The sequence below is a fragment of the Collimonas sp. PA-H2 genome (assembly GCF_002564105.1).
Classification (GTDB): domain Bacteria; phylum Pseudomonadota; class Gammaproteobacteria; order Burkholderiales; family Burkholderiaceae_D; genus Collimonas.
On record NZ_PDBX01000001.1, the window covers coordinates 2787341 to 2810279 of the forward strand.

The following is a 22939-nucleotide window of genomic DNA, read 5'->3' on the forward strand; positions in this document are numbered from 1 at the left end:
ACTGCCAATCAAAATGATCTTGGACGGATCACGACGAAACGCTTATACCAAGCGCCACTGCCCGCAAACGAGGTCGCCGATAGAAGAAACGTTCGCAGAACGTGATCCGACGAATGCGCGACCAGTCTTGTGATCAAAATTTCGTCTGTGCAGAGCTCCGTATTGTTCTTCAAAAAATTCTAGCCCGTCTCGCTCGTTAAGAGAGATCAGATATTGCTGGTTCTTGGGGATAACACAGTTTTCGCTTATCGACCAGGACATTCCGAAGGTGACATCTGGCTCCGAAGTCCTAATGCTAGATGGCGAGGTTTTCGAGAGAGTTGACAGAGGATACCTTAGAGAATAGGGTAACGAATCGGCTAGCAGGTGGTTGTTCAAAATTTGGTGGTACACCTTCTATGTGGGGTTCGACCCGAGCGGATACTGCAGTCTGACTGATCAGTTCAATTGGCTCGTTCCCCCAGTTATTAAAGAAAAGGCCCTGCTTTGCAGGGCCTTTTCTTCTAGCTTGCTGACCGCGTCAGGTGTAACAGCCGACTAGTGGGTGCTCCATTCTTGTGTCAATCTTTTTTATCTTGTGTCAAACATTTTTATTTCGTGTCAGACTTTTTTATTCGTCGACAGTAAGGAATATCGACAGACTTCGATTTTAATTGTAAGAATATTAGTCGCAAATATCCATATTTAACGAATATAGTAATTTAATGGGATTTTTTACATATAGAATATCCATATTAATGGTCACCTTAGGACATTCCATAATGTATCGGTTACCCTATTCGACAGTCACCGACTTAGCCAAATTCCGCGGCTTATCCACATCAGTTCCGCGCGCCAGCGCCGTGTGATACGACAGCAGCTGCAACGGCACCACATGCAGGATCGGCGATAGCAAACCGTAGTTCTCCGGCAACCGGATCACATGCACGCCTTCACTCGACTTGATGTGCGAATCGGCATCGGCAAAAACATAAAGCTGGCCGCCGCGCGCGCGCACTTCCTGCATGTTCGATTTCAGCTTTTCGATCAGCGCATCGTTAGGCGCTACCGTAACCACTGGCATTTCTTCCGTCACCAGCGCCAGCGGGCCGTGCTTGAGTTCGCCGGCGGCGTAGGCTTCGGCGTGGATGTAGGTGATTTCCTTGAGCTTCAGCGCACCTTCCAGGGCGATCGGGTAGTGGATGCCGCGGCCCAGGAACAGGGCGTTTTCCTTGCGCGCGAAGGCTTCGGCCCAGGCTACGATATGCGGTTCTAGCGCCAGCACGCTTTGCAGGGCGGCGGGCAGGTGGCGCATGGCTTTCAGGTGGGCGGCTTCTTCTTCGTCGCTGAGGCGGCCTTTGCTTTGCGCCAGCGCCAGGGTCAGCAGGAACAGTGCGGCCAGTTGGGTGGTGAAGGCTTTGGTCGAGGCGACGCCGACTTCGACGCCGGCGCGGGTGATGTAGGCCAGCGCGCATTCGCGCACCATGGCGCTGGTGGCGACGTTGCAGATGGTCAGCGTGTGCAGCATGCCGAGTGAACGCGCGTGCTTGAGCGCGGCCAGGGTGTCGGCGGTTTCACCGCTTTGCGTGATGGTGACTACCAGCGAGTTGGGATTCGGCACGCTGTCGCGGTAGCGGTATTCGCTGGCGATCTCGACGTTGACCGGGATCTTGGCGACCGATTCGATCCAGTATTTTGCCGTCAGACCGGCGTAGTAGCTGGTGCCGCAGGCCAGGATCAGGACCGAATCGATCTGCTTGAAGACATTGAAGGCGCCGTCGCCGAATAGTTCCGGCATGATGCCGGTGACGCCTTCCAGGGTGTCGGCGATCGCGCGCGGTTGTTCGAAGATTTCCTTTTGCATGTAGTGCTGGTAGGGGCCGAGCTCGACCGCGCTGCTGTAGGCGTGCACGGTTTTCACTTCGCGCTCGACCGCTTTGCCGGCGGCGTCGACGATCCAGACGCGCTGCAATTGCAGGTCGACCACGTCGCCTTCTTCCAGGTAGATGATCTGGTCGGTGGTGCCGGCCAGCGCCATGGCGTCCGAGGCGACGAAGTTCTGGCCCTGGCCGACGCCGACGATCAGCGGCGAACCCTGGCGCGCGGCGACCACGCGGTGCGGTTCGTCGACGCAGAACACGGCAATCGCATAGGCGCCCGTCAGGCGTTTTACTGCTTGCTGCACGGTGGCGAACAGGTCGCCGCTGTACATGTGGTCGACCAGGTGGGCGATCACTTCGGTGTCGGTCTGGCTTTCAAATTGGTAACCGGCGGCTTGCAGGTCGGCGCGCAGTTCGTCGTGGTTTTCGATGATGCCGTTGTGGACCAGGGCGATGCGGTCGCGCGAAAAATGCGGGTGGGCATTGTGGGTGGCCGGCGCACCATGGGTGGCCCAGCGGGTGTGGGCGATGCCGGTGAAGCCCGACAGATGGGCCTTTTCCATCTGGCTTTCGAGGTCGGCCACGCGCGATGTGCTGCGCGAGCGCTGAAGCTTGCCGTCGATATGCAAGGCGACGCCGCAGGAATCGTAACCGCGGTACTCGAGCCGTTTCAGCCCTTCCAGCAGGATGGGGGTGACATTAATTTGAGCAACTGCTGCGACGATACCGCACATGGTCTTTTCCTCATTGAAGGTGGAATTCAAGAATATGGGTATCTTAGGCGAGCTGTTATGAAATAAAGTATCTATATGATTGATAATTTCGTGAATTATTTCATCGTATAAATGCGATGAAATAATATTTCATATATATTCATATATATCTAATAAATTGCATATTGCGATATGGAAATTACCCTCGACGAGCTGGACAAGCGGATTTTGAACGCCTTGCAGGCCGATGCCGCGCAAACCAATCACCAGCTGGCGCAGCAGGTGCACGCTTCGGCGCCGACTTGCCTGCGACGCGTCAAGCGCCTGACCGATGCTGGCATCATCTTGCGGCAGGTGGCGATCGTGGCGCCGGACAAGGTCGGCGCCGGGCTAACCGCGATCGTCGAAGTCACGCTCGACAATCAGGCCGATGAGCGGCTGGTGGAATTTGAGGCCTTGGTGGCGGCCGAGCCGATGCTGCTGCAATGCTATCGCGTTTCGCCCGGGCCGGATTTCGTGCTGGTGGTGCAGGTGGCGGACATGGCGGCCTACCATGCGCTGGCGCATCAGTTGTTTGCCGCGCAAAAGAATGTGCGCAATGTGCGCACGTATTTTTCGATTTACCGCAGCAAGTTCGATACGCGCCTAGCGGTATAAAGATTGTAGGGTGTGGGCAGATCTTCTGCCCACGCGGTAGGCGATTCTGGCATAGCCGACGGTCCGCGTGGGCACAGGTGCCCACCCTACCAGTTCATTTACTTCTTGATCTTCACCGGCCGCTGCCAGCCGTCGATGGTGATCTGGCGCGCACGCGAGACGGTCAGCTTGCCTTCCGGCGCATCCTTGGTCAGCGTGGTGCCGGCGCCGAGCGTGGCGCCCTTGCCGACGCGCACCGGCGCCACTAGCTGGCTGTCGCTGCCGATGAAGGCGTCGTCTTCGATGATGGTGCGGAATTTGTTGGCGCCGTCGTAGTTGCAAGTGATGGTGCCGGCGCCGATGTTGACGCGCGAGCCCACTGTGGCGTCGCCGACATAAGCCAGGTGATTGGCCTTGCTGTGGGCGGCGACCTGGCTGTTCTTGACTTCGACGAAGTTGCCGATGTGGACGTCCTCGCCCAGTTCCGTGCCCGGACGCAGGCGCGCATACGGGCCGATCTGCGAAGCGGCGCCGACCACGGCGTCTTCGATATGGCAGAACGGCTTGATGTTGGCGTCGCGGCCGATGCGGGCATTCTTGATGACGCAATGGGCGCCGATCACGGCGCCGTCTTCAATGCGGACGTCGCCTTCGAAGATGCAGCCTACGTCAATGCTGACATCGCGGCCGCAGCTGAGCGTGCCGCGCACATCCAGCCGCGCCGGGTCGAGCAGAGTGACGCCTTGTTCCAGCAGGCGTTCGGCAATGCTGCGCTGGTGTACGCGTTCCAGTTCCGCCAGTTGCACCTTGCTGTTGACGCCCAGGGTTTCCCATACCGCGTCGGGCTGTGCCGACACCACCGGCGTGCCGGCGGCTACGGCGCTGGCGACGATGTCCGTTAAATAATATTCGCCTTGGGCATTGTTGTTGGAGAGGTTGGCCAGCCACTCTTTGAGCTGTCTGGTCGGCGCCACCATGATGCCGGTATTGCATTCGGTGATGGCGCGTTCGGCGGCGCTGGCGTCTTTCTGTTCGACGATGCGGGTGATCTTGCCGTCTTCGCGCACGATGCGGCCGTAGCCGGTCGGATCTGCCAGCTGCACCGTCAGGATCGCCAGCCGGTCAGCGCCGGCGGCGTCGACCAGGCGTTGCAAGGTGGCGCTGGAGGTAAGCGGCACGTCGCCGTACAGCACCAGGGTCGGCACATTGTCGTCCAGTTTCGGCACGGCCTGGGCCACTGCGTGGCCGGTGCCGAGTTGCGGCTCCTGCTTGGCAAACGACAGGTCGGCGCCATTGAACTGTTTCAATACGGCATCGCCGCCATGGCCGTAGATGATGCACAGGCGGGTTGGCGACAGGCTGCGCGCCGTATCGACCACGTGCGCTAATAACGATTTCCCAGCTAATGGATGTAAGACTTTCGGCAGCGCCGACTGCATGCGTTTGCCCATGCCTGCGGCGAGGATGACGACGTTCATAGAGACACTTTGCGAATAAGGAAGAGAGAGGGCTTAGGCAAAAACACCATGCCGGCTAGTGCTTTGCCGCGCTGCGGTTCTGGGTAAAACCGCAAGGGAAAATTTTAGCATGCGCCTGCATTTTGACGACGTATAGTTAATTATTTGATATTATGTTGTTGGTTTTTTAATAAAAATAATTCAATCATCGACAATAGGAGACCTGCATGCCCATCGTTTTCCCCTCGCTATTTCCCTGCGCGCGCCTCGCCCGTCCAGCAGTATCGGCTGGTGTCGTGGCGCTGTTACTCGCGACAGCTGTTCTATCGCCTCCTGCCGGCGCCCAATATGATCCAGCCAAGGCGCTGGTTGAGATTGACGCCATCGCCAGCCTGTATCCGGATCCGGACGTTGCCATAGAGTCACCGGCGTTTGCTGCCGGCAAAAACGATTTCACATCGCAGGAGGAAATGCTGGCCTTTATTCAAAAATTGGCCGCGCAAACGCCGGCGATGCGCGTGCGCCAGCTCGGCTTGTCACAGCAGGGACGGGCGATTCCGTTGCTGGTGTTTGTCGAACCGTCCACGGCCAGCGGCGCCGAGCTGATGAAAAACGGCAAGCCGACGGTACTGCTGATCGGTTCGCAGCATGGCAACGAGCCGGCCGGCGGCGAAGCGGCGCTGGCCTTTGCCGGCATGCTTGCCAATGGCGCGCTGGGCGATATTCTCGCGCAAGTGAATATCCTGATCGTGCCGCGCGCCAATCCCGACGGCAGTGCTGCCTTCCTGCGCGGCCTGGCGGATGGGCAAGACGTCAACCGCGACCACCTGACACTGGCGACGCCGGAAGGGCAGGCGCTGGCGCAGGTGTTCAATGGCTATCAACCGGAAGTAGTGCTGGACAGCCATGAGTTCAGCGTCGGTGGCCGCTGGGTGGAAAAATTCGGCGCGCTGCAAAAATTTGATGGTCTGATCCAGTCCGCCACTGTGGCGAATCTGCCGCCGGCGCAGGCGGCGGCAGCGGAAACGCTGTTTCGCCAGCCGCTGCTGCAGGCGTTCGACCACCATAAATTGAGCCATTCCTGGTATTACACCACCAGCGTGAGCATGGCAGACAAGACGGTGGTGATGGGTGGCGTCGGCCCGGATACCGGCCGCAACATCGCCGGCCTGCGCAATGCCATCTCCTTTCTGCTGGAAACCCGCGGCGTCGGCATCGGCAAGGCGCATTTCAAACGGCGCGTGTTTACCCATCTGACCGCAATTGAATCGATAGTGCAGACCACGGCCAGCCAGGCGTCGCAGGTGCTGGCCCTGAACCGGCAGCTACGCCAGCAGGTGGCCGCCGAAGCGGGACAGGGCGTACTGAATGTGATTGGCGTGGCGACGCCCGGCCGCCACACGCTGGCGATGCTGGATGCGCAGAGCGGCCAGCCAATAGCCATCGAAGTCGACTGGATGTCTGCCCTGGCGATTCAGCCCAGACTGCAGCGTCCGCGCCCTTATGCCTATCTCCTGCCGGCTTCGGAACAGCGCGCAGCCGAACGTCTGCAAGCGCTCGGCGTGAGCGTATACATGGTGGCCGCGGAATTGCAGCTGGCGCCGGAACAGGGTGCGCAAGCCTATCGCCTCACCTCGCAGTCCGCAGGGCGCAAACAGGATGTGACCGGATCGGCCGGCGCTGCCAGCGACGTGATGCGTGTTACTACCGAGCTGGAGCCTGTGCGATTGACGATAGCAGGCGGCTGGTACTACGTACCGCTTGACCAGCCGCTGGCTAATCTGGCCGCCGCCGCGCTGGAGCCGGAATCGCAGAGCAGCTATGTGTCGAACCGCTTGCTGCAGGTGCCCGCTGCCGAGAACGGCAAACCGGCCTACCTGCCACTGTACCGCTTAGCGAAGCGGCCGCAGCTGGCGGTCGAAGCACTAGCTGCCCAGCAGGGTTTGCTGCCAGACACAACGGCGCAGAGACAGTCCTACGCAGAGAACGATCCTGGAGCGAAGCAATGAAAAAAATATTTTTGTATGGGCTGCTGGCAGGCGCTGCCGCCAGTCCGGCGGGCGCTGCTTTTGCGGAAACGGACGAGCGGGTGCACGTCTACGGCCGCGTCGACCTGAGCATGGATAGCGTCAACGGCAATGGCGGCAATACGATGAAGATGGTGGACAACGCATCGCGTTTCGGCGTCAGCGGCCGTGAAGTCCTGGGCGGCGGCATGACCGCCCTGTTCGGCCTGGAAGCCGGTTTCAGCGCCGATACCGGCCAGGCGGTCGATCCGCTTTTTCGGAATGCCTATGTCGGCTTGCGCGGCGGCTTCGGGGTGCTGGCGCTGGGGCGCCTGGATTCGGCGCAGGAAAGCGGCTCGCCGCTGTATTCGCAAGTCACCAGGAACGTTACCTTTGTGATGCATGACGCCGGCGCCACGGCGATCGGCACGCGCTGGCTGAACGCGCGCAACCGCACCAGCAATGCGGTCGGCTACATGAGCCCGGTGTTCAGCGGCTTCAGTGTGCGGGCGCGCTACCACCAGCCCGATCCGAGCGATGGCGCGGCCAAGGTGGCGCAGGAAGGCGATGTCAAGGCGACCGATGTTGGCCTCAACTATGAATCGAAGACGCTGTCCGCCGGCATTGGCCATGGCCGCAACCGGCGCAGCGGGGCGCCGCTAGAGAACGAGTTCGGGCAGAAATGGCAACTGGTAGGCTCTTACGATTTTGGTGCGGCCAAGGTATCGGCCTTGTATGGCAGGGATCGTTACAATGCCACGGCCACTTCACGCGCGGCGGTGGATTACTGGCTGCTCGGGTTTGCGCTGCCTTTCGGGGCAGGACGGCACCAGGTGGTGGCGAATTACATGAAGCGCGATACGCAAAGCGATATCCGGGGCAAGGGTTCGAACCTCCAGGCCGGCTACATTTATCACGCGAGCAAGCGCACCAAGCTGTACGCCTCGTATGACCGTGAGGAGCTGAACGCCAGCAAGGCAGGGAATCTGTCCAATACGATCAGCAGCGGCATCCAGCACCGGTTTTGATCTGACAGGAAAGCCGTTGGCTCCAGGGAGCCAACGGCTGTATCAGGTCACCGGCGGCGTTAATAATGTTGCCAGAAACCGCCCGAGAAGGCCCAGCCGTTGCCGTTGCGGACCCAGTGACCGGGCGCCCAGAAATAACCGTCGCGGCGCGCTTCCCAGTGGCCGTTGACCCAGTCGTGGCGGCCGTTGTCCCAGCGCCAGTAGCCGCCGATCCAGACGTGCTCCGGGCTAGGCGCCGGCGTCATGATTTCCACCCGTGGCGGCGGCGGCGCGATGTTGATCACGACCGGAGCGGTATTGTAGGTATTGTTGATCTGCACCCAGCGGCCCGGATGGAAATTCCATTGACCGCCGTCATTGCTCCAGTACGCGTGCTGGAAAACCATGTTCGGGCGCGACTGCTCCCAATGGCCGTTGTTCCAGACGTAGCGATTGCCTTCCCACTTCCAGTGGCCGCCGATCCAGTAGGAATCGGGGTAGGGCGCCGGCGGCACCACTTCCACCAGCGGCGCCGGCGGCGCCTGTACGACCTTGACTTCGCGGTATTCGACGCGGGTGCGCGGCGGCTCGACCACGCAGCCGGCCAGCGACACCGTAGCGGCTGCGACGGCGGACAATACCAGATAACGTTGAAAACGACGGCGGTTCATTTTTGTCTCCCAAAATAAAGATCCCGCGTATTAGAACGTTTTGCCGTGCGGAATGAATACAGGCATTACAAATGCTTGCAATTCACCCGTGCGCAAGCCGGCCAAGCTGGCCCGGCAAGGCGTTCCGGAGCGTTTCTGCTGCCGCCGACTACGGCTTCAGGCTTCGTCTTTGATATTGGTGTTGGGGCCGTTTTTTTTGACGGCGTGGATACCGGCGTCGCGCGCGCTGGTGGTGCTGTACATCTGGCTGCTGCCGATGACCTGGTGATTGGCGGCCTTCAGGTTGAAATAGAACCTGCCGTTGGAAGCCTGGTTGCGGCTGTAGCGATCGTCCTGGGCGCTGTTGATCTGTACCGAGGCGATGCCGTTTTCGGCGGATGCCTTGGCGACATACATCTCGCTGTTGAGCACCACTTCGCCGTTGTCAGAGTAGAGCAGGAAGTAAAACTGTCCATCCACAGACTTCTTGAGTACATAGGACCCTGCCATTGAGCTTCTCCTGATGGGTTGCAGACGAAGCGGCGACGAAATAGCTGTCTGCGCCGCTCGTCCGCTTTGATTATATAGCTCTGGCGGTGAATGCAATACTGTTGCTTAATTATCTAACTGCGTATCTAACTGCGCGTCCAACTGTGCATCGGACTGCACGCTTGCCTGCAGCGGAATGATGCTGGAGACGGTCGCGCCGGTGGGCGTCGAACAAGGATCGTCGTCGAACGCGATATCGCCGTTGGGGTCGGCGATGCCGCTGGCTTTCAGGCCGGTGAAGCCGAACAGATTGCGGTCCATCAGGTGCGACGGCGCCACCGTCGACAAGGAAGCAAAAACATTGTCGACCCGGCCAGGGAATTTCTTTTCCCACTCGCGCAGCATGCCCTTGATCTGCTTGCGCTGCAGGTTTTCCTGGCTGCCGCACAGGTCGCAGGGAATGATCGGAAACTGCTTGACCTCGGCGTAGCGGATCAGGTCGGCTTCCTTAACGTAGGCCAGCGGCCGGATCACGATCTGCTTGCCGTCGTCCGACTGCAGCTTGGCCGGCATGCTCTTCAGTTTGCCGCCGAAGAACATGTTGAGAAAGAAGGTTTCCATGATGTCGTCGCGGTGATGGCCGAGGGCGACCTTGGTCGCGCCCAGCTCGCTGGCGACGCGGTACAGGATGCCGCGCCGCAGGCGCGAGCACAGCGAGCAAGTGGTCTTGCCTTCCGGGATCAGTCGCTTGACGATGCTGTAGGTATCCTGGTTTTCGATGTGGTAGGCGACCCCCAGCTTGTCGAGGTAGGCCGGCAGGATATGGTCGGGGAAGTTCGGTTGCTTCTGGTCGAGGTTGACGGCGACGATCTCGAAATTGATCGGTGCCCGTTCGCGCAGGGTCATCAGGATATCCAGCAGGGCGTAGCTATCCTTGCCGCCGGAGAGGCAGACCATCACCTTGTCGCCATCTTCGATCATGTTGAAATCGCCGATCGCCTGGCCGACCTGGCGGCACAGGCGCTTGTGCAGCTTGTTGTTTTCGTGGGCGATCTTTTCAGCGCTCTTGTGGCTGGGGGCGCCGGCGGCGTCGTGCGCCGGCAAGGACGGCTGGCTTGCTGCGGATGATTGGTCTTGCATAAGGACTTCCTGCTTCAATAAATGATTCATGGCGATTCTTGGTTGCGCTGTGGTGCGGCTCAGGCTTTCGGCTTGATGCGAAATACTTCGACGCCGACCGAACGGCAGTCGGGATAGGCGTCCGGCTTTTCCGAGGATACCCGCACTGCGCGCACGCGCGGATGCAGCAGCAGTGCGTTGGCCAGGTCGTCGCACAGGGTTTCCTGCAGATGGATATGGCCCTGCGCCATGCGCTTGGCCACGGTATTGCGCATGAAATTGTAGTCCAGCACGTCATCCACATGGTCTTTGGTCGGCGTCGACAAAGCCAGCGGCACGAACAGGTCGACGTTGATCAGCGCGCGCTGCGTGCCTTGTTTTTCAGATTCGTAGACGCCGATATTGATCTGCACTTCGTAGTCGCGCAGGAACAGGCGACGGCAATCGCTAAGGTCGGGATGGATGAGTGCGGAGAGCATGGCTTTTTCAGTGAGGTTGGAACAGCGGGCCTGGGGCGCCGCTCTTGTCCCGTGGGTGAGGATGCAAATGTCGGCCGCCATCGACCAGCAGCGTGCTGCCGGTAATGGCGGAGGAAGCGGCGACAAAACAGACTGTCGCCGCGATATCTTCCAAAGCGGCAGGGTCAATAGCAGAGTCGGCCGCCGGCAGCGCCGGCGCGATGCCGGCCACCCGTACCTGCGGCGCAAAGGCTTGCGCCAGCAAGGTGGTGGCGCTGTGCAGCGCGGCTTTGGACAAAGTATAGGATAAAAAATCCGGCTGCGGATTGAACAGCTTCTGGTCCAGCAGATTAATCACCACCGCCTGCGTACCCGGGTTTTTGAGCGTGGCCGCGTGCAGTTCCTGTGCCAGCTGCAGCGGCGCCGCCAGGTTGATTTGCATGTGGCGCGCCAGGCCGGCCGGCGAAAATGCCGCTGCGCTATCGTGCTCGATGTGGCTGGCGTTATTGACCAGGCAACGGACCGCGCCCAGCGCCACGGCGACTGCCGGCAGCAAGGCGGCGATGTCTTTTTCATCATCCAGGCAGCAGCGCACGGCCACCGCTTTGACGCCCAGCGCCTGGCACTCCTGCAGCAGCGCCGTCAGCGTCGCCGGCGCCTGCTCTTCCTGATGATGTAGCGCCAGCTGCCAGCCCTGCCGCGCCAGCGCCAGCGCAATGGCGCGGCCGACCGCGCTGGCGGCGTCGGTGATCAGGGCTACGGCATGGTCTGGAGCGTTTCTGGTTGGCATAATGACAAACTGACTTAATGGATTGCTAATGGACTACTTTTGGTGGAACCGGACTGGTTTTGCGCTGAGCGCGCGCGTTATCTCCTACAATAGCGCCATGCAACTGCAATTACCTGAAGCTTCGGTCGAAGCACAGCGCGCATCGCGCCTGTTACACAATCTGATCGCCACTGAAATCCGCCTGCAGCAGGGCTGGATTTCGTTCGCACGTTATATGGAACTGCTGCTGTACGCGCCGGACCTCGGTTATTACAGCGGCGGCGCAGCAAAATTGGGCAAAGACGGTGATTTTACAACCGCGCCCGAGATTACGCCGCTTTTTGGCGCAACTTTGGCGCAATTGACAACAGAGTTGCGCGCTGCTTCCCCGGCGTTGCAGCCGCAGATCCTCGAATTCGGCGCCGGCAGCGGCCAGCTGGCCTTCGATATCCTGACCGAACTGACCGAACTGGCCGCCCACGGCGACGCGGCGCAGCCGCTGCAAGCCTATTACATCGTCGAACTGTCGGCCGAACTGCGCGCCCGCCAGCAGCACAAGCTGCGGGAATTTCCGCAAGTGCAGTGGCTGGACCGCCTGCCTGAGGCATTTTCCGGCGTGGTGCTCGGCAACGAGGTGCTGGATGCGATGCCGGTCGAGCTGGTGGTGCTGGGCGAGCAAGGCCAGGGCTGGCAGCAGCGCGGGGTTGCTCTTAATCACGGCCTCGCCGGCGAAGGTGAGCAATTTGTCTACATCGACCGGCCTGCCGATCCGGCGCTGATAGAGCAGATTCCCGATGCCGATACGCTGGTGCCCGGCCATCTGACCGAAGTGCATCCGGTCGCCATCGGCTTCATGCATTCGCTGGCGGCGATGCTGAAAGCGGGCAAGGGCGGGGTCGCCATTTTCTTCGATTACGGTTTCCCGGCGGCGGAATATTATCTGCAGCAGCGCGACCAGGGCACCCTGATGTGCCACTACCGCCATCATGCCCATCCTGACCCTTTCTACCTGCCGGGTTTGCAGGATGTCACCGCGCACGTCGATTTCACCGCCATGGCAAGGGCCGCGCTGGATTCCGGCCTGGATCTGCTGGGTTACACCAGCCAGGCTTCCTTTTTGCTGGAGGCGGGCATCGGCCAGTTGCTGTTGCGCACGCCGCCCGAGAATGCTTTACAGTATCTGCCGCAGGCCAACGCCTTGCAAAAACTGGTGTCGCCGGCTGAAATGGGCGAGCTGTTCAAGGTGCTGGCGGTAGGCACCGGAGCTGAATTGCCCGAGCGTTTCAGCCGCCATGACCGCAGTCACCGCCTGTAGCCCCATATGACTCTGTTCCTTGAAAGCGCCGCATGATTCGCTGGATGCTGGTGATTTTCGTTGCCGTGATTGTGTTTTCCAGCGCGTTGCCCTGGCTGGAAAAACTCGGCCTCGGCCGTCTGCCCGGCGATGTGCGCTTCACCCTGTTCGGCAAGAACTTCTCGCTGCCGTTCGCCTCGACCATCCTGCTGTCGACCGTGATCTTCCTGCTGGTTCGGATATTGTAGGGTGGGCACACCGTGCCCACGCGTGACCCCGGAGTATGGGCACGTCTCTTCGCACAGAAGCCGTCAGGAACATAGCGGGAATTTCCGCGTGGGCACGGTGTGCCCACCCTACGTTTAAATCTCGAATAGCTGGTCGAGCAACTGCGGCGGCCGTGCAATCACCGCGCGCTTCAGGTAAACCACGATAGGCCGCTGCAGCAGTTTCGGATGCGCCGCCAGTGCCGCCAGCAAGGCGACATCGTCGGCCTGCGCCAGGCCGAGCGCCGCATATTCCGGCTCACTGTCGCGCAGCATGGCGCCAACCGGGCCGCCCAGGATCCAGTGCAGATCCTTCAGCTGCGCCAGCGTCAGCGGCGTCTTCTGGTAGTCGACGATATCCAGCTTGAGTTTGTGTTCATTGCTGAATTGCTCAGCCATGGCCAAGGCCTCACGCGATTTCGAGCAGCGCGGATTGTGATAGATCGTGATCATTTATTTAGATTCCTGTGTAGTCTCATCCAGCGGTACGACTTCATCGTCCCAGCCGCTGGCGGGCATATCCTCGCGCAAGATGCGGTCGTGCGCAAACATTTCTTCCAGTTCTTCGCGCGCCTGCTTGGCGATCGAGACGATCTGCTGCTGGTCTTTCTGGTGCGGATACATATCGTGCAGGGTTTGCAGGTTGTGGGCGCGGAATTTCATCGCCGCCTGGCGCGCCCGGTAGGCGCCGAAGCCGAGCCTGCGCAGGGCTTCGCGGCCCAGCAGCAGCGCCGATTCGAAGGTTTCGCGCTCGATCACGGTGACGCCCAGGTCCATCAGGTCGAAATAATGGGTGACGTTGCGGGCGCGGGCGATGATCTGCAGGTCGGGAAATTCATGGCGCACCGCCGCCACCAGCTTCAGGCTGCCTTCGATATCGTCCAGCGCCACCACCAGCAGGCGCGCCTTGGCGATGCCGGCGGCATGCATCAGGTCGATGCGGGTGGCGTCGCCGTAGAACACCTTGAAGCCGAATTTGCGCAGCAATTCGATCTGGTCCGGGTCGTGATCGAGCACAGTCAGGCCGATCTTGTTGGCGTGCAGCAGGCGGCCGATGATCTGGCCGAAGCGGCCGAAGCCGGCGATGATGACCGGGTTTTCATTGTCGTCGATGTCGTCGTCCGGCCGTTTTTGCGCCTTCAGGAAATAGGGGGCGATGACTTTGTCGTACAGCACCAGAAACAGCGGCGTGGTCACCATCGACAAAGCTACCACCACCACCAGGATGGAGGAGGTTTCCTCGGAAAAGACGCGGGCGGTGGCGGCTGCGCCGAACACCACGAAGGCGAATTCGCCGCCTTGCGACAGCAGTGCGGCAAACAGGAATTGCTGGGCGCGGGCGATCTGGAACACTTTGCTGAGCAAATACAGCACCGCTAGCTTGATCGCCAGGAAGCCGGCCACCAGGCCCAGGATCAGCCAGGGATGGCTCAGCAGCAGGCCGAAGTCGACCGACATGCCGACGGCGATGAAGAAGAGTCCTAGCAGCAAGCCCTTGAACGGCTCCAGATCGGTTTCCAGCGCATGGCGGTATTCGGAATCGGCCAACAGGACGCCGGCCAGGAAGCTGCCCAGCGCCATCGACATGCCGACCGATTCCATCAGCAGGCCGATGGCTATCACCAGCAACAAGGCGAAGGCGGTAAAGATTTCGCGCAGTCCGGTGCGGGCAATCATGCGCATCAGCGGCCGCACCAGATAGCGGCCGCCGACGATCAGGGTAGCGATCACCGCCAGCACTTTCAGGCCGCCGATCCAGCCTTCGCCGCTGCCATGGGCGGCGGCGACGCCGAGCAGGGGCACGATGGCGATCATGGGGATCGCTGCGATGTCCTGGAACAGCAGGATGGCAAAGCCGGCGCGGCCGGCCGGTGTGCCGGTCAGCTTGCGCTCGTTGATGGTGGCGAGCGCAATCGCGGTGGAAGAGAGCGACATGCCGAGCCCGGCGATCAGCGCGGTTTTCCAGTCGACGCCGACCGCTACCGCGGCGCCGAACAGCGCCAGCGACACCGTTATCACCTGCGCGGCGCCCCAACCGAAGATCGAACGGCGCAGCGACCACAGACGTTTCGGTTCGAGTTCCAGGCCGATCATGAACAACAGCAGCACCACGCCGAACTCGGAGAAGTGCAGGATGTCTTCGACATTGTCGATCAGGCGCAGACCCCAGGGGCCGATCGCCATGCCGGCCAACAGGTAGCCCAGCACCGCACCCAGGCCGAGGCGCTTGGCGACCGGTACCGCGGCGACCGCCGCGGCCAGGTAGATCAAGGCATTGAATAAGAGACTTTGTTCCATAAGGTTCAGGTACCGCTTAGATGCTGGTTAATGGCTCAGTTGTGCTGGCTGCCAGCAGTTCGGGCCAGTTGGGATAGTGCGACAGGCGCTTCTTGTAGGTATCTATGTAGGCCGCCAGAGTTTGCTGGTTGACCTGGTGGGCCCCGAACAGCAGATGCGGCGGCAGCCAGCGCATGCCGCACAGCTCGGCGGTCTGCTGGAAAGGTGGCAGGAAGGCGGAGAACGGCCGTTGGTTGTGTCCCTCTGGCTGATAGGAGCGCTCCGAGCCGCCCAGGGTGGCGACCAGCCAGAAATCCTTGCCGCGCAAGGCGTCGCCTCCGGGGCCGTAAGCCCAGCCGGGCGCAAAGACCGAATCGACCCATTGTTTCAGCAGCGCCGGCATGCTGTACCACTGCACCGGATGCTGGAACACGACCAGGTCGGCTTCCTGCAGCAGCGCCTGCTCGCGCCGCACCGGGATATGGAAATCGGGATAGAGCTCGTAGAGGTCGTGTACCTTGACGTTCGGCATCTTGGCGGCGGCCTGCGCCAGGCGGCGGTTGACGCGTGAATGGTGGGGCGTCGGATGCGCATACAGGATCAGGATTTGCGGTGGTTTGGACATGTCGGCAAGGCTGGGTATTTAAGCAAATCAAAAAGGGAAATATTCGGCAAACGGCTAATTCTGGCTGAACCGATCGTGAAAACCATGCTCACAGGCTAATCGAGCCTATACTTTGGCAAATAGTTTTTTGATCGGCCTGACAAAGTGCTGCGCTGTTTTATTCGCAGCCACATGCTAGCAGTACTTTCGCAAACATTTTTACTTCTGACAATTCCTGATAAATATGTCCGACACCAAACCGAGCGATCCGCCCAGCGATCCAGCCAATTCCGTTCCAGAGGGGACCTTCGAACCCCTGCCGCCCGCAACGCCTCAAGCGGCCCAGGCTGAGCCCGTTGCGGCGGCCGCCAAGGAGTCGCCGCAGCCGCAACCCGCCGCAGCTCAGCCAGAACCGGCTGCAGCCCATTCCCACCCTGCCGCCGCGTTCAGGGCCGCCGGTCCGGGCGGTGACGACTCTCCTCCCTGGCCGCAAACCTGGAAGCTGATCGCGGCGCGTTTCCGCGCGCTGTCGGACAAGGCCGGCCGCCGCATGATGCAGCGGACCCTGAAGATCGGCATCTCGGCGCGCATCTTCCATCCGGAAGAAGGCGCCAAGGGTTTGCGCGGGCGCACCCTGCAATACCTGGAAGAGTCGATCGCGCAATGGGTCATGTCGCGCAATGTGCTGGTGTTCATGATTCCTACCGTCAACACCAACGGCCTGGTCCATCCCAGTTCGATCCGCTTGCGTGACTACGCCAAGCACCTGGACGGCCTGGTGCTGCAGGGTGGCGCCGACGTCTCGCCGCAAAGCTACGCCCAGGCGGCCACCCGGCCGGAATGGGGCGGCGACCGCGTGCGCGACATGTACGAACTGGAGCTGCTGCATGAATTCATCGAAGCCGGCAAGCCGGTGCTGGGGATTTGCCGTGGTTGTCAATTGATCAATGTGGCCTTCGGCGGCACCCTGTATCAGGACATTGCCACCGATGTGCCGACCTCGATCAAGCATGTGAACGATGAATACGACCGGCTGCACCATGCGATCCAGTTTCCGCCGGATTCCTCTCTGGCAACCTTGTTCAATACCCACGGCAGCGAGCAGAGCGAATGGGTGGTCAATTCCATCCATCACCAGGCGGTGCGCGACCTGGGGCGCGACCTGACGGTGGAAGCGATTTCCGGCAGCGACAATATCGTCGAAGCAATTCGTTACCGCAAGGCAGCTTTTGTCATGGGTTTGCAATGGCATCCGGAATTCCATCGGGCCGGCGGTCCGCAGTTGCTGGATTGCACGCCAATCCTCGATGGATTTTTAAGAGCTGCACGCGAGACGCGTTTCTGATATTATCTCGCGCCTTGGCCGGTGAAGTGTTTTTACGCTTTTTCCCGATTCCGGCTGGGCCCGACGGTAATGCGACGGGGAAATCGAAAAAACTAAGAAATATTTAGAAGAAATCGATTTCCACAGTTGACACTCAGAGGGTGCTTTACTATAATCTGGGGTTCCCTGCGGAGAGGTGGCCGAGTGGTTAATGGCAGCAGACTGTAAATCTGCCCTCTTACGAGTACGCTGGTTCGAATCCAGCCCTCTCCACCATTTTGGGAAGAAGTACAAGCAGCAGCTGTAAAAGATAGTGCGGCGGTAGAAGTGAAGTGAGCTGAATTGAAATGATCTCGCGGGTGTAGCTCAATGGTAGAGCTGAAGCCTTCCAAGCTTATGACGAGGGTTCGATTCCCTTCACCCGCTCCAGTAGAATTTGCAAAAAAACAGCAAAAGCAGTAAGAAAAAAGCAAGAACATTAAGTTGGGCGTGTTGTTAACAGGAAGCACGCATACAGCATAGCCCTTGTAGCTCAGTGGTAGAGCACTCCCTTGGTAAGGGAGAGGCCACGTGTTCGATCCACGTCAAGGGCACCAGATTTAGTATCTCGGTTTTATTTGCGGCGCCGGCACTGGCGCCGTCAAAGTTGGATGTCACTATTGATTCGGGTTTTCAATTCGAGTTTTCAATCTGTAAGACGGTCGGGCGCTGGCCTGAACATTCTCATCAAATCTTTAGGAGTCTAAGATGGCAAAAGGCAAGTTTGAGCGGACCAAGCCGCACGTCAACGTCGGCACTATCGGCCACGTCGACCACGGCAAGACCACGCTGACAGCAGCGATCGCGACAGTATTGTCGAAGAAGTTTGGCGGCGAAGCCAAAGCGTACGATCAGATTGACGCAGCGCCAGAAGAAAAAGCGCGCGGCATCACGATCAACACTGCTCACGTTGAATACGAAACTGCCAACCGTCACTACGCTCACGTTGACTGCCCAGGCCATGCTGACTATGTTAAAAACATGATCACCGGTGCTGCCCAGATGGACGGCGCGATCCTGGTTTGCTCGGCAGCTGACGGCCCAATGCCGCAGACGCGCGAACACATCCTGTTGGCGCGTCAAGTTGGCGTGCCATACATCATCGTGTACCTGAACAAGTGCGACATGGTCGACGACGAAGAGTTGCTCGAGCTGGTCGAAATGGAAGTGCGCGAGCTGTTGAGCAAGTACGAATTCCCAGGCGACGACCTGCCAATCATCAAGGGTTCGGCGAAGCTGGCTCTGGAAGGCGACACTGGCCCATTGGGCGAGCAATCGATCGTCGCTCTGGCTGAAGCACTGGACACTTACATCCCGACACCGGAACGTGCTGTTGATGGCGCTTTCCTGCTGCCAGTGGAAGACGTGTTCTCGATCTCCGGCCGCGGTACTGTTGTGACCGGTCGTGTTGAGCGCGGTATCGTCAAGGTTGGCGAAGCCCTGCAAATCATCGGTATCCGTGACACACAAGACACTACATGTACTGGTGTTGAAATGTTCCGTAAGCTGCTGGACCAAGGTCAAGCAGGCGACAACGTTGGCGTGCTGCTGCGCGGCACCAAGCGTGAAGACGTAGAGCGGGGCCAAGTATTGGCCAAGCCGAACTCGATCAAGCCACACAAGCATTTCACTGGCGAGATCTATGTTCTGTCGAAAGACGAAGGCGGCCGTCATACACCTTTCTTCAACAACTATCGTCCACAGTTCTACTTCCGTACTACGGACGTGACTGGTTCGATCGAGTTGCCGAAAGACAAAGAAATGGTCATGCCAGGCGATAACGTGTCGATCACAGTCATGCTGATCAACCCGATCGCGATGGAAGAAGGTCTGCGTTTCGCGATCCGCGAAGGTGGCCGTACTGTTGGTGCAGGCGTTGTTGCCAAGATCCTGCCTGACGCGTAATTGAAATAGCAGTAATCGCCGCGACCCGGGAAAACCCGTCTCGCGGCGTTGATGTCTGATCGGTAAGCAAGAAGTTGCCAAGCGGCCGATCAGGAAAGAGTTTTAAGCGTAGGGGTGTAGCTCAATTGGCAGAGCGCCGGTCTCCAAAACCGGAGGTTGGGGGTTCGATGCCCTCCGCCCCTGCCACCGATTCAGGTGTAGGGTACTGAAAGTAAACCGCGTATGTCTAACCACCCTGTGCAAACTGTCGGCGAATCCGGCAGCAAGCTCAAAGTAATACTGGCAGTTTTGGCTGTCGTCGCCGGCGTTGTCGGCTTTTATTTTTTGTCGGGCCAGTCTGGTCTGGTGCGCGCTGGTGCACTGGTTGCCGGTTTGGTGGCGGCAGTTGCGCTGGCATGGACTTCGACCCAAGGCCGTGAGTTCCTTGGTTTCGCCAAAGAAGCCGTGCGTGAGACAAAAAAGGTGGTCTGGCCGACCCGCAAGGAAGCGATGCAGATCACTGCCATCGTTTTCGCATTTGTGCTGGTGATGGCGATTTTCCTGTGGGGCATCGATAAGATCCTCGAGGTCTTGTTGTACGACGTGATATTGGGTTGGAAACAATAATGAGCGATAGCACACAAAACGATGCGCAAGCAACGCCGCCTGCTGTAACGCCTTCGGCGCCAGCGGGCAAAAAGCGCTGGTATGTGGTGCATGCTTATTCCGGTATGGAAAAGAGCGTGCAACGCGCGCTTACCGAGCGCATTGACCGCGCTGGAATGCAAGAACAGTTCGGCCAGATCCTGGTGCCGACTGAAGAAGTAATCGAAGTCAAGAATGGCCAGAAAGCCGTTACCGAACGTCGTTTCTTCCCGGGCTATGTCCTGGTCGAGATGGAAATGACGGACGAAACCTGGCATCTGGTAAAGAACACCAACAAGGTGACCGGTTTCATCGGCGGCAAGTCAAACAAGCCTACCCCGATTCCGCAGCATGAAGTCGACAAGATCATGCAGCAGATGCAAGACGGCATCGAGAAGCCACGGCCTAAGGTTCTGTATGAAGTCGGCGAGCTGGTGCGTATCAAGGAAGGTGCTTTCACCGACTTCAACGGCAACGTCGAAGAAGTGAATTACGAGAAATCGCGCGTACGCGTGACCGTCACCATCTTCGGCCGCGCTACGCCGGTTGAACTGGAATTCGACAAGGTCGAAAAAGTCTAAGTAAATTCAAGAATCAACGCCGTTCGGAGCGTCACGGGCGAAAGCCCGAGGAATCCGATGCAGTAAGAGGAGCCCTATTAAATCTTCCCATTCATCGGGGAGTATCAAAAAGGCGCTAATACTCACTTAACGTAGGAGCCATCATGGCAAAGAAAATCATTGGTTTTATCAAGCTGCAAGTTCCAGCTGGTAAAGCAAACCCATCCCCACCGATTGGTCCAGCACTGGGTCAGCGCGGTCTGAACATCATGGAATTCTGTAAGGCATTCAATGCCCAGACCCAAGGTGTTGAGCCGGGCCTGCCAATTCCAGTCGTGATCACCGCGTTCGCTGACAAGTCCTTCACATTCGTGATGAAGACTCCTCCAGCAACGATCCTGATCAAGAAGGCTGCTGGCATCACCAAGGGTTCGGCTACGCCGCATACCACTAAGGTTGGTTCGATCACCCGTAAGCAAGCAGAAGAAATCGCTACCTTGAAGAAGCCCGATTTGACTGGTGCTGATCTGGAAGCCGGCGTTCGTACTATCGCTGGTTCTGCTCGTTCGATGGGCATCACGGTGGAGGGTCTGTAATGGCTAAGTTAACTAAACGCGCAAAAGCGATCAAAGCTAAAGTTGATCGCACCAAGGCATATCCATTCGACAACGCTGTGGCGTTGATCAAGGAATGCGCAACTGCAAAATTCAACGAATCGATCGATGTGTCCGTCCAGCTGGGCGTTGATGCAAAGAAATCGGACCAAGTGGTTCGCGGTTCTGTCGTGCTGCCAGCTGGCACCGGCAAGACCGTTCGCGTTGCAGTATTTGCTTCCGGCGAAAAAGCCGAACAAGCTAAAGCTGCCGGCGCCGACATCGTTGGCATGGAAGACCTGGCTGAGCAGATCAAAGCCGGCAACATGCCTTTCGATATCGTGATCGCATCGCCAGATACCATGCGTATCGTTGGTACCCTGGGCCAGATCCTGGGCCCACGCGGTTTGATGCCTAATCCGAAGGTTGGTACTGTTACTCCTGACGTCGCTACTGCCGTCAAGAACGCAAAAGCCGGTCAAGTGCAATACCGTACCGACAAAGCCGGTATCGTTCACGCAACCATCGGCCGTAAATCGTTTAGCGATGCAGAACTGAAGTCCAACTTGTTGGCACTGATCGACGCATTGAGCAAAGCAAAGCCAGCCACCAGCAAGGGTGTATACCTGCGCAAGATCTCGATGTCTTCGACCATGGGCGCTGGCGTCCGTGTCGATCAATCGACTCTGGCTGCTTAATAAAGTATTGCGGGACAGAGTTAAGCGTAGCGGTACTCTGTCCTCAACTGATTAAGAGTTAAGTCCTGCAGGCGAAAGTCTGCAGGCGAATCTTTGGGCTGGACCTGTATTGGCGGTAACGATGCAGATCCAGGCAATCAAAGACCGTTGGGCGGCGTGTCGCAGGAGTTTATAAGCTGCGGCACAAAGTTAAATCGCGCAAGCAACCCAACGCAGATGGTGTACCCGAACAAGTTTTGTAGTCTCATCGCTGCGTCCTGATTCACTCCGAGTGATCATGCGCAAGTTCTGAACTCCTAACTTCGGACGCCGTGTTCGAACCGATGTGAGGTAAGCAGCCATTTGCGGTTGTGTAATGTCCGAGCATCATTTTTGGAGGTTGATCTTGAGTCTCAATCTGAATGACAAAAAGGCCGTAGTCGCCGAAGTCTCTGCAAAAGTTGCAAATGCACAGACTATCGTCGTGGCCGAATATCGTGGCATCCAGGTTGGTCACTTGACCCAACTGCGCGCTAATGCGCGTACCCAGGGTGTGTACTTGCGTGTATTGAAAAATACACTGGCACGTCGCGCCGTTGAAGGTACCGCGTTTGCCGACCTCGCTTCGCAAATGACCGGCCCGTTGATCTATTCGATCTCCGAGGATGCCGTTGCTGCTGCAAAAGTCATCAACGACTTTGCAAAAACCAACGACAAACTGGTCGTCAAGGCAGGTAATTTCGCTGGTAAGTCGCTGGATAAGGCGGGTGTACAAGCGTTGGCAAACATTCCAAGTCGCGAAGTTCTGCTGGCCCAAGTTGTGGGCATGATGCAGGCACCGATTTCTGGATTTGTGCGTGGTTTGGCTGCTCTGGCAGCAAAGAAAGAAGCCGAAGCTGCTTAATTGCAGTTTCACGGCGCTTTCTTAGCGTTAAAACCAATCAGATGTTATTACTGTAAAAAATTAGGAGTTTCACATGGCACTTGACAAAGACGCAATCCTGGACGCAGTTGGCGCCCTGACCGTTTTGGAATTGAATGACCTGGTAAAGGCATTTGAAGAGAAGTTTGGCGTTTCCGCAGCTGCTGTTGCAGTTGCTGGCGGCGCAGGCGGCGGCGCAGCTGCTGCAGTTGAAGAGCAAACTGAGTTCACCGTTATTCTGAAGTCTTTCGGCGCGAACAAGGTTGGCGTAATTAAGGCAGTTCGCGAAATCACCGGTCTGGGCTTGAAAGAAGCTAAAGACCTGGTTGACGGTGCACCGAAGCCAGTTAAAGAAGGCGTTTCGAAAGCCGACGCTGAAGCAGCAGCCAAGAAATTGGTTGAAGCCGGCGCAGAAGCTGAAGTTAAGTAATTTCAGCTTTTTAGAGCGCATTTATTGCGCTGGAGTCAAAGTGCAGAACTCTCGAAAAGGAGGGTTCGGCTTTGGCTCCTTTGTCGTTTTTGATTTTGTTTAGCGCTTGTTGTTTTATTAAGCGTCCGTTGCCATCAAGCTCGAAGGGCTGAGACTTGAGGAATTGTTGGTTAAGACAGTGTAGCTAGTACATTAGTTTTGTCTAGTTTCACCAAAATATCCAGCGAATCCTGAATTCTCTATCCTTCCTGTCACTCACGG

Annotated in this window: 23 protein-coding genes and 4 tRNA genes; 17 read left to right on the top strand and 10 right to left on the bottom strand. The window is 58.4% G+C overall.

What is annotated here, in order from left to right; translation table 11 throughout:
• Positions 1-775: 775 nt before the first annotated feature.
• Positions 776-2593 carry a glutamine--fructose-6-phosphate transaminase (isomerizing) gene (gene glmS / locus BCF11_RS12620; RefSeq protein ID WP_098495055.1) on the bottom strand — a complete coding sequence of 606 codons (1818 nt, stop codon included), beginning with the start codon at positions 2591-2593 and terminating at the stop codon, positions 776-778.
• 171 nt (positions 2594-2764) lie between these two features.
• On the opposite strand from glmS, the gene BCF11_RS12625 reads away from it, so the two are divergent.
• Positions 2765-3229 (top strand): Lrp/AsnC family transcriptional regulator, encoded by a 465-nt coding sequence (locus tag BCF11_RS12625; RefSeq protein ID WP_098495056.1) that lies wholly within the window; start codon positions 2765-2767, stop codon positions 3227-3229.
• 98 nt (positions 3230-3327) lie between these two features.
• On the opposite strand, the gene glmU is transcribed toward BCF11_RS12625, so the two are convergent.
• Positions 3328-4686 carry a bifunctional UDP-N-acetylglucosamine diphosphorylase/glucosamine-1-phosphate N-acetyltransferase GlmU gene (gene glmU / locus BCF11_RS12630; protein WP_098495057.1) on the bottom strand — a complete coding sequence of 453 codons (1359 nt, stop codon included), beginning with the start codon at positions 4684-4686 and terminating at the stop codon, positions 3328-3330.
• 206 nt (positions 4687-4892) lie between these two features.
• Between glmU and BCF11_RS12635 the strand changes: the two genes are divergently transcribed.
• Entirely contained in the window at positions 4893-6674 is a 1782-nt protein-coding gene (locus BCF11_RS12635; RefSeq protein WP_098495058.1) for a M14 family metallopeptidase, read from the top strand.
• Positions 6671-7699: a porin gene (locus tag BCF11_RS12640; protein ID WP_098495059.1), complete on the top strand. Its 1029-nt coding sequence runs from the start codon at positions 6671-6673 to the stop codon at positions 7697-7699. The genes BCF11_RS12635 and BCF11_RS12640 overlap by 4 nt, the downstream gene beginning before the upstream one ends.
• 59 nt (positions 7700-7758) lie before the next feature.
• Here BCF11_RS12640 and BCF11_RS12645 read toward each other — a convergent pair whose 3' ends face one another.
• The 5 genes from BCF11_RS12645 to BCF11_RS12665 form a co-directional block, all read right to left on the bottom strand.
• On the bottom strand, positions 7759-8349 hold the full coding sequence (locus tag BCF11_RS12645) for a YXWGXW repeat-containing protein (RefSeq protein ID WP_098495060.1): 591 nt from the start codon (positions 8347-8349) through the stop codon (positions 7759-7761).
• 156 nt (positions 8350-8505) lie between these two features.
• A complete protein-coding gene (locus tag BCF11_RS12650) occupies positions 8506-8838 on the bottom strand; it encodes a YegP family protein (RefSeq protein ID WP_098495061.1) in 333 nt (110 codons plus the stop codon).
• A 105-nt stretch (positions 8839-8943) separates the two neighbouring features.
• A complete protein-coding gene (gene ttcA / locus BCF11_RS12655; RefSeq protein WP_233212468.1) occupies positions 8944-9957 on the bottom strand; it encodes a tRNA 2-thiocytidine(32) synthetase TtcA in 1014 nt (337 codons plus the stop codon).
• A 59-nt stretch (positions 9958-10016) separates the two neighbouring features.
• Positions 10017-10415, bottom strand: a complete 399-nt coding sequence (locus BCF11_RS12660; protein ID WP_098495063.1) for a dihydroneopterin aldolase — start codon at positions 10413-10415, stop codon at positions 10017-10019.
• A 7-nt stretch (positions 10416-10422) separates the two neighbouring features.
• Complete coding sequence (locus tag BCF11_RS12665; RefSeq protein WP_098495064.1) at positions 10423-11184, bottom strand: SDR family NAD(P)-dependent oxidoreductase; 762 nt, start codon at positions 11182-11184, stop codon at positions 10423-10425.
• Between the two features lie 97 nt (positions 11185-11281).
• Between BCF11_RS12665 and BCF11_RS12670 the strand changes: the two genes are divergently transcribed.
• Positions 11282-12478 carry a class I SAM-dependent methyltransferase gene (locus tag BCF11_RS12670; RefSeq protein WP_098497478.1) on the top strand — a complete coding sequence of 399 codons (1197 nt, stop codon included), beginning with the start codon at positions 11282-11284 and terminating at the stop codon, positions 12476-12478.
• A gap of 32 nt (positions 12479-12510) precedes the next feature.
• A complete protein-coding gene (locus BCF11_RS12675) occupies positions 12511-12705 on the top strand; it encodes a DUF2905 domain-containing protein (protein WP_098495065.1) in 195 nt (64 codons plus the stop codon).
• 114 nt (positions 12706-12819) lie between these two features.
• Here BCF11_RS12675 and BCF11_RS12680 read toward each other — a convergent pair whose 3' ends face one another.
• From BCF11_RS12680 to BCF11_RS12690, 3 genes are read right to left on the bottom strand one after another with little or no spacing between them, the layout of a single operon-like run.
• Complete coding sequence (locus BCF11_RS12680) at positions 12820-13176, bottom strand: ArsC/Spx/MgsR family protein (RefSeq protein WP_098495066.1); 357 nt, start codon at positions 13174-13176, stop codon at positions 12820-12822.
• Positions 13177-15021, bottom strand: a complete 1845-nt coding sequence (gene kefC / locus BCF11_RS12685) for a glutathione-regulated potassium-efflux system protein KefC (RefSeq protein WP_098495067.1) — start codon at positions 15019-15021, stop codon at positions 13177-13179.
• A 16-nt stretch (positions 15022-15037) separates the two neighbouring features.
• Positions 15038-15625, bottom strand: coding sequence for an NAD(P)H-dependent oxidoreductase (locus BCF11_RS12690; protein WP_098495068.1), 588 nt, complete (start codon positions 15623-15625; stop codon positions 15038-15040).
• Between the two features lie 223 nt (positions 15626-15848).
• On the opposite strand from BCF11_RS12690, the gene BCF11_RS12695 reads away from it, so the two are divergent.
• From BCF11_RS12695 to rplL, 12 genes are all read left to right on the top strand, one after another.
• A complete protein-coding gene (locus BCF11_RS12695) occupies positions 15849-16949 on the top strand; it encodes a gamma-glutamyl-gamma-aminobutyrate hydrolase family protein (protein ID WP_098495069.1) in 1101 nt (366 codons plus the stop codon).
• 169 nt (positions 16950-17118) lie between these two features.
• Positions 17119-17204: transfer RNA gene (locus BCF11_RS12700), tRNA-Tyr, on the top strand.
• A 79-nt stretch (positions 17205-17283) separates the two neighbouring features.
• Positions 17284-17357: transfer RNA gene (locus BCF11_RS12705), tRNA-Gly, on the top strand.
• A 92-nt stretch (positions 17358-17449) separates the two neighbouring features.
• Positions 17450-17524, top strand: a tRNA-Thr gene (locus tag BCF11_RS12710).
• Between the two features lie 151 nt (positions 17525-17675).
• Positions 17676-18872: an elongation factor Tu gene (gene tuf / locus BCF11_RS12715; RefSeq protein ID WP_098495070.1), complete on the top strand. Its 1197-nt coding sequence runs from the start codon at positions 17676-17678 to the stop codon at positions 18870-18872.
• A gap of 110 nt (positions 18873-18982) precedes the next feature.
• A tRNA-Trp gene (locus tag BCF11_RS12720) sits at positions 18983-19058 on the top strand.
• Between the two features lie 36 nt (positions 19059-19094).
• Positions 19095-19478 carry a preprotein translocase subunit SecE gene (gene secE / locus BCF11_RS12725; RefSeq protein WP_098495071.1) on the top strand — a complete coding sequence of 128 codons (384 nt, stop codon included), beginning with the start codon at positions 19095-19097 and terminating at the stop codon, positions 19476-19478.
• Positions 19478-20077, top strand: a complete 600-nt coding sequence (gene nusG / locus BCF11_RS12730; RefSeq protein WP_061936347.1) for a transcription termination/antitermination protein NusG — start codon at positions 19478-19480, stop codon at positions 20075-20077. Before secE ends, nusG begins: the two co-directional genes overlap by 1 nt.
• 143 nt (positions 20078-20220) lie before the next feature.
• Complete coding sequence (rplK, locus tag BCF11_RS12735) at positions 20221-20652, top strand: 50S ribosomal protein L11 (RefSeq protein ID WP_014004382.1); 432 nt, start codon at positions 20221-20223, stop codon at positions 20650-20652.
• Entirely contained in the window at positions 20652-21347 is a 696-nt protein-coding gene (rplA, locus tag BCF11_RS12740) for a 50S ribosomal protein L1 (RefSeq protein ID WP_098495072.1), read from the top strand. The genes rplK and rplA overlap by 1 nt, the downstream gene beginning before the upstream one ends.
• A 385-nt stretch (positions 21348-21732) precedes the next feature.
• Positions 21733-22230, top strand: coding sequence for a 50S ribosomal protein L10 (gene rplJ, locus BCF11_RS12745; protein ID WP_098495073.1), 498 nt, complete (start codon positions 21733-21735; stop codon positions 22228-22230).
• A 73-nt stretch (positions 22231-22303) separates the two neighbouring features.
• Complete coding sequence (gene rplL, locus BCF11_RS12750) at positions 22304-22678, top strand: 50S ribosomal protein L7/L12 (RefSeq protein ID WP_098495074.1); 375 nt, start codon at positions 22304-22306, stop codon at positions 22676-22678.
• Positions 22679-22939 lie beyond the last annotated feature (261 nt).

Bases quoted from the DNA above. Each gene is read 5' to 3' on its own strand.
- glmS (WP_098495055.1), bottom strand. From the start codon at position 2,593: ATGTGCGGTATCGTCGCAGCAGTTGCTCAAATTAATGTCACCCCCATC.
- BCF11_RS12625 (WP_098495056.1), top strand. From the start codon at position 2,765: ATGGAAATTACCCTCGACGAGCTGGACAAGCGGATTTTGAACGCCTTG.
- glmU (WP_098495057.1), bottom strand. From the start codon at position 4,686: ATGAACGTCGTCATCCTCGCCGCAGGCATGGGCAAACGCATGCAGTCG.
- BCF11_RS12635 (WP_098495058.1), top strand. From the start codon at position 4,893: ATGCCCATCGTTTTCCCCTCGCTATTTCCCTGCGCGCGCCTCGCCCGT.
- BCF11_RS12640 (WP_098495059.1), top strand. From the start codon at position 6,671: ATGAAAAAAATATTTTTGTATGGGCTGCTGGCAGGCGCTGCCGCCAGT.
- BCF11_RS12645 (WP_098495060.1), bottom strand. From the start codon at position 8,349: ATGAACCGCCGTCGTTTTCAACGTTATCTGGTATTGTCCGCCGTCGCA.
- BCF11_RS12650 (WP_098495061.1), bottom strand. From the start codon at position 8,838: ATGGCAGGGTCCTATGTACTCAAGAAGTCTGTGGATGGACAGTTTTAC.
- ttcA (WP_233212468.1), bottom strand. From the start codon at position 9,957: ATGCAAGACCAATCATCCGCAGCAAGCCAGCCGTCCTTGCCGGCGCAC.
- BCF11_RS12660 (WP_098495063.1), bottom strand. From the start codon at position 10,415: ATGCTCTCCGCACTCATCCATCCCGACCTTAGCGATTGCCGTCGCCTG.
- BCF11_RS12665 (WP_098495064.1), bottom strand. From the start codon at position 11,184: ATGCCAACCAGAAACGCTCCAGACCATGCCGTAGCCCTGATCACCGAC.
- BCF11_RS12670 (WP_098497478.1), top strand. From the start codon at position 11,282: ATGCAACTGCAATTACCTGAAGCTTCGGTCGAAGCACAGCGCGCATCG.
- BCF11_RS12675 (WP_098495065.1), top strand. From the start codon at position 12,511: ATGATTCGCTGGATGCTGGTGATTTTCGTTGCCGTGATTGTGTTTTCC.
- BCF11_RS12680 (WP_098495066.1), bottom strand. From the start codon at position 13,176: ATGATCACGATCTATCACAATCCGCGCTGCTCGAAATCGCGTGAGGCC.
- kefC (WP_098495067.1), bottom strand. From the start codon at position 15,021: ATGGAACAAAGTCTCTTATTCAATGCCTTGATCTACCTGGCCGCGGCG.
- BCF11_RS12690 (WP_098495068.1), bottom strand. From the start codon at position 15,625: ATGTCCAAACCACCGCAAATCCTGATCCTGTATGCGCATCCGACGCCC.
- BCF11_RS12695 (WP_098495069.1), top strand. From the start codon at position 15,849: ATGTCCGACACCAAACCGAGCGATCCGCCCAGCGATCCAGCCAATTCC.
- tuf (WP_098495070.1), top strand. From the start codon at position 17,676: ATGGCAAAAGGCAAGTTTGAGCGGACCAAGCCGCACGTCAACGTCGGC.
- secE (WP_098495071.1), top strand. From the start codon at position 19,095: ATGTCTAACCACCCTGTGCAAACTGTCGGCGAATCCGGCAGCAAGCTC.
- nusG (WP_061936347.1), top strand. From the start codon at position 19,478: ATGAGCGATAGCACACAAAACGATGCGCAAGCAACGCCGCCTGCTGTA.
- rplK (WP_014004382.1), top strand. From the start codon at position 20,221: ATGGCAAAGAAAATCATTGGTTTTATCAAGCTGCAAGTTCCAGCTGGT.
- rplA (WP_098495072.1), top strand. From the start codon at position 20,652: ATGGCTAAGTTAACTAAACGCGCAAAAGCGATCAAAGCTAAAGTTGAT.
- rplL (WP_098495074.1), top strand. From the start codon at position 22,304: ATGGCACTTGACAAAGACGCAATCCTGGACGCAGTTGGCGCCCTGACC.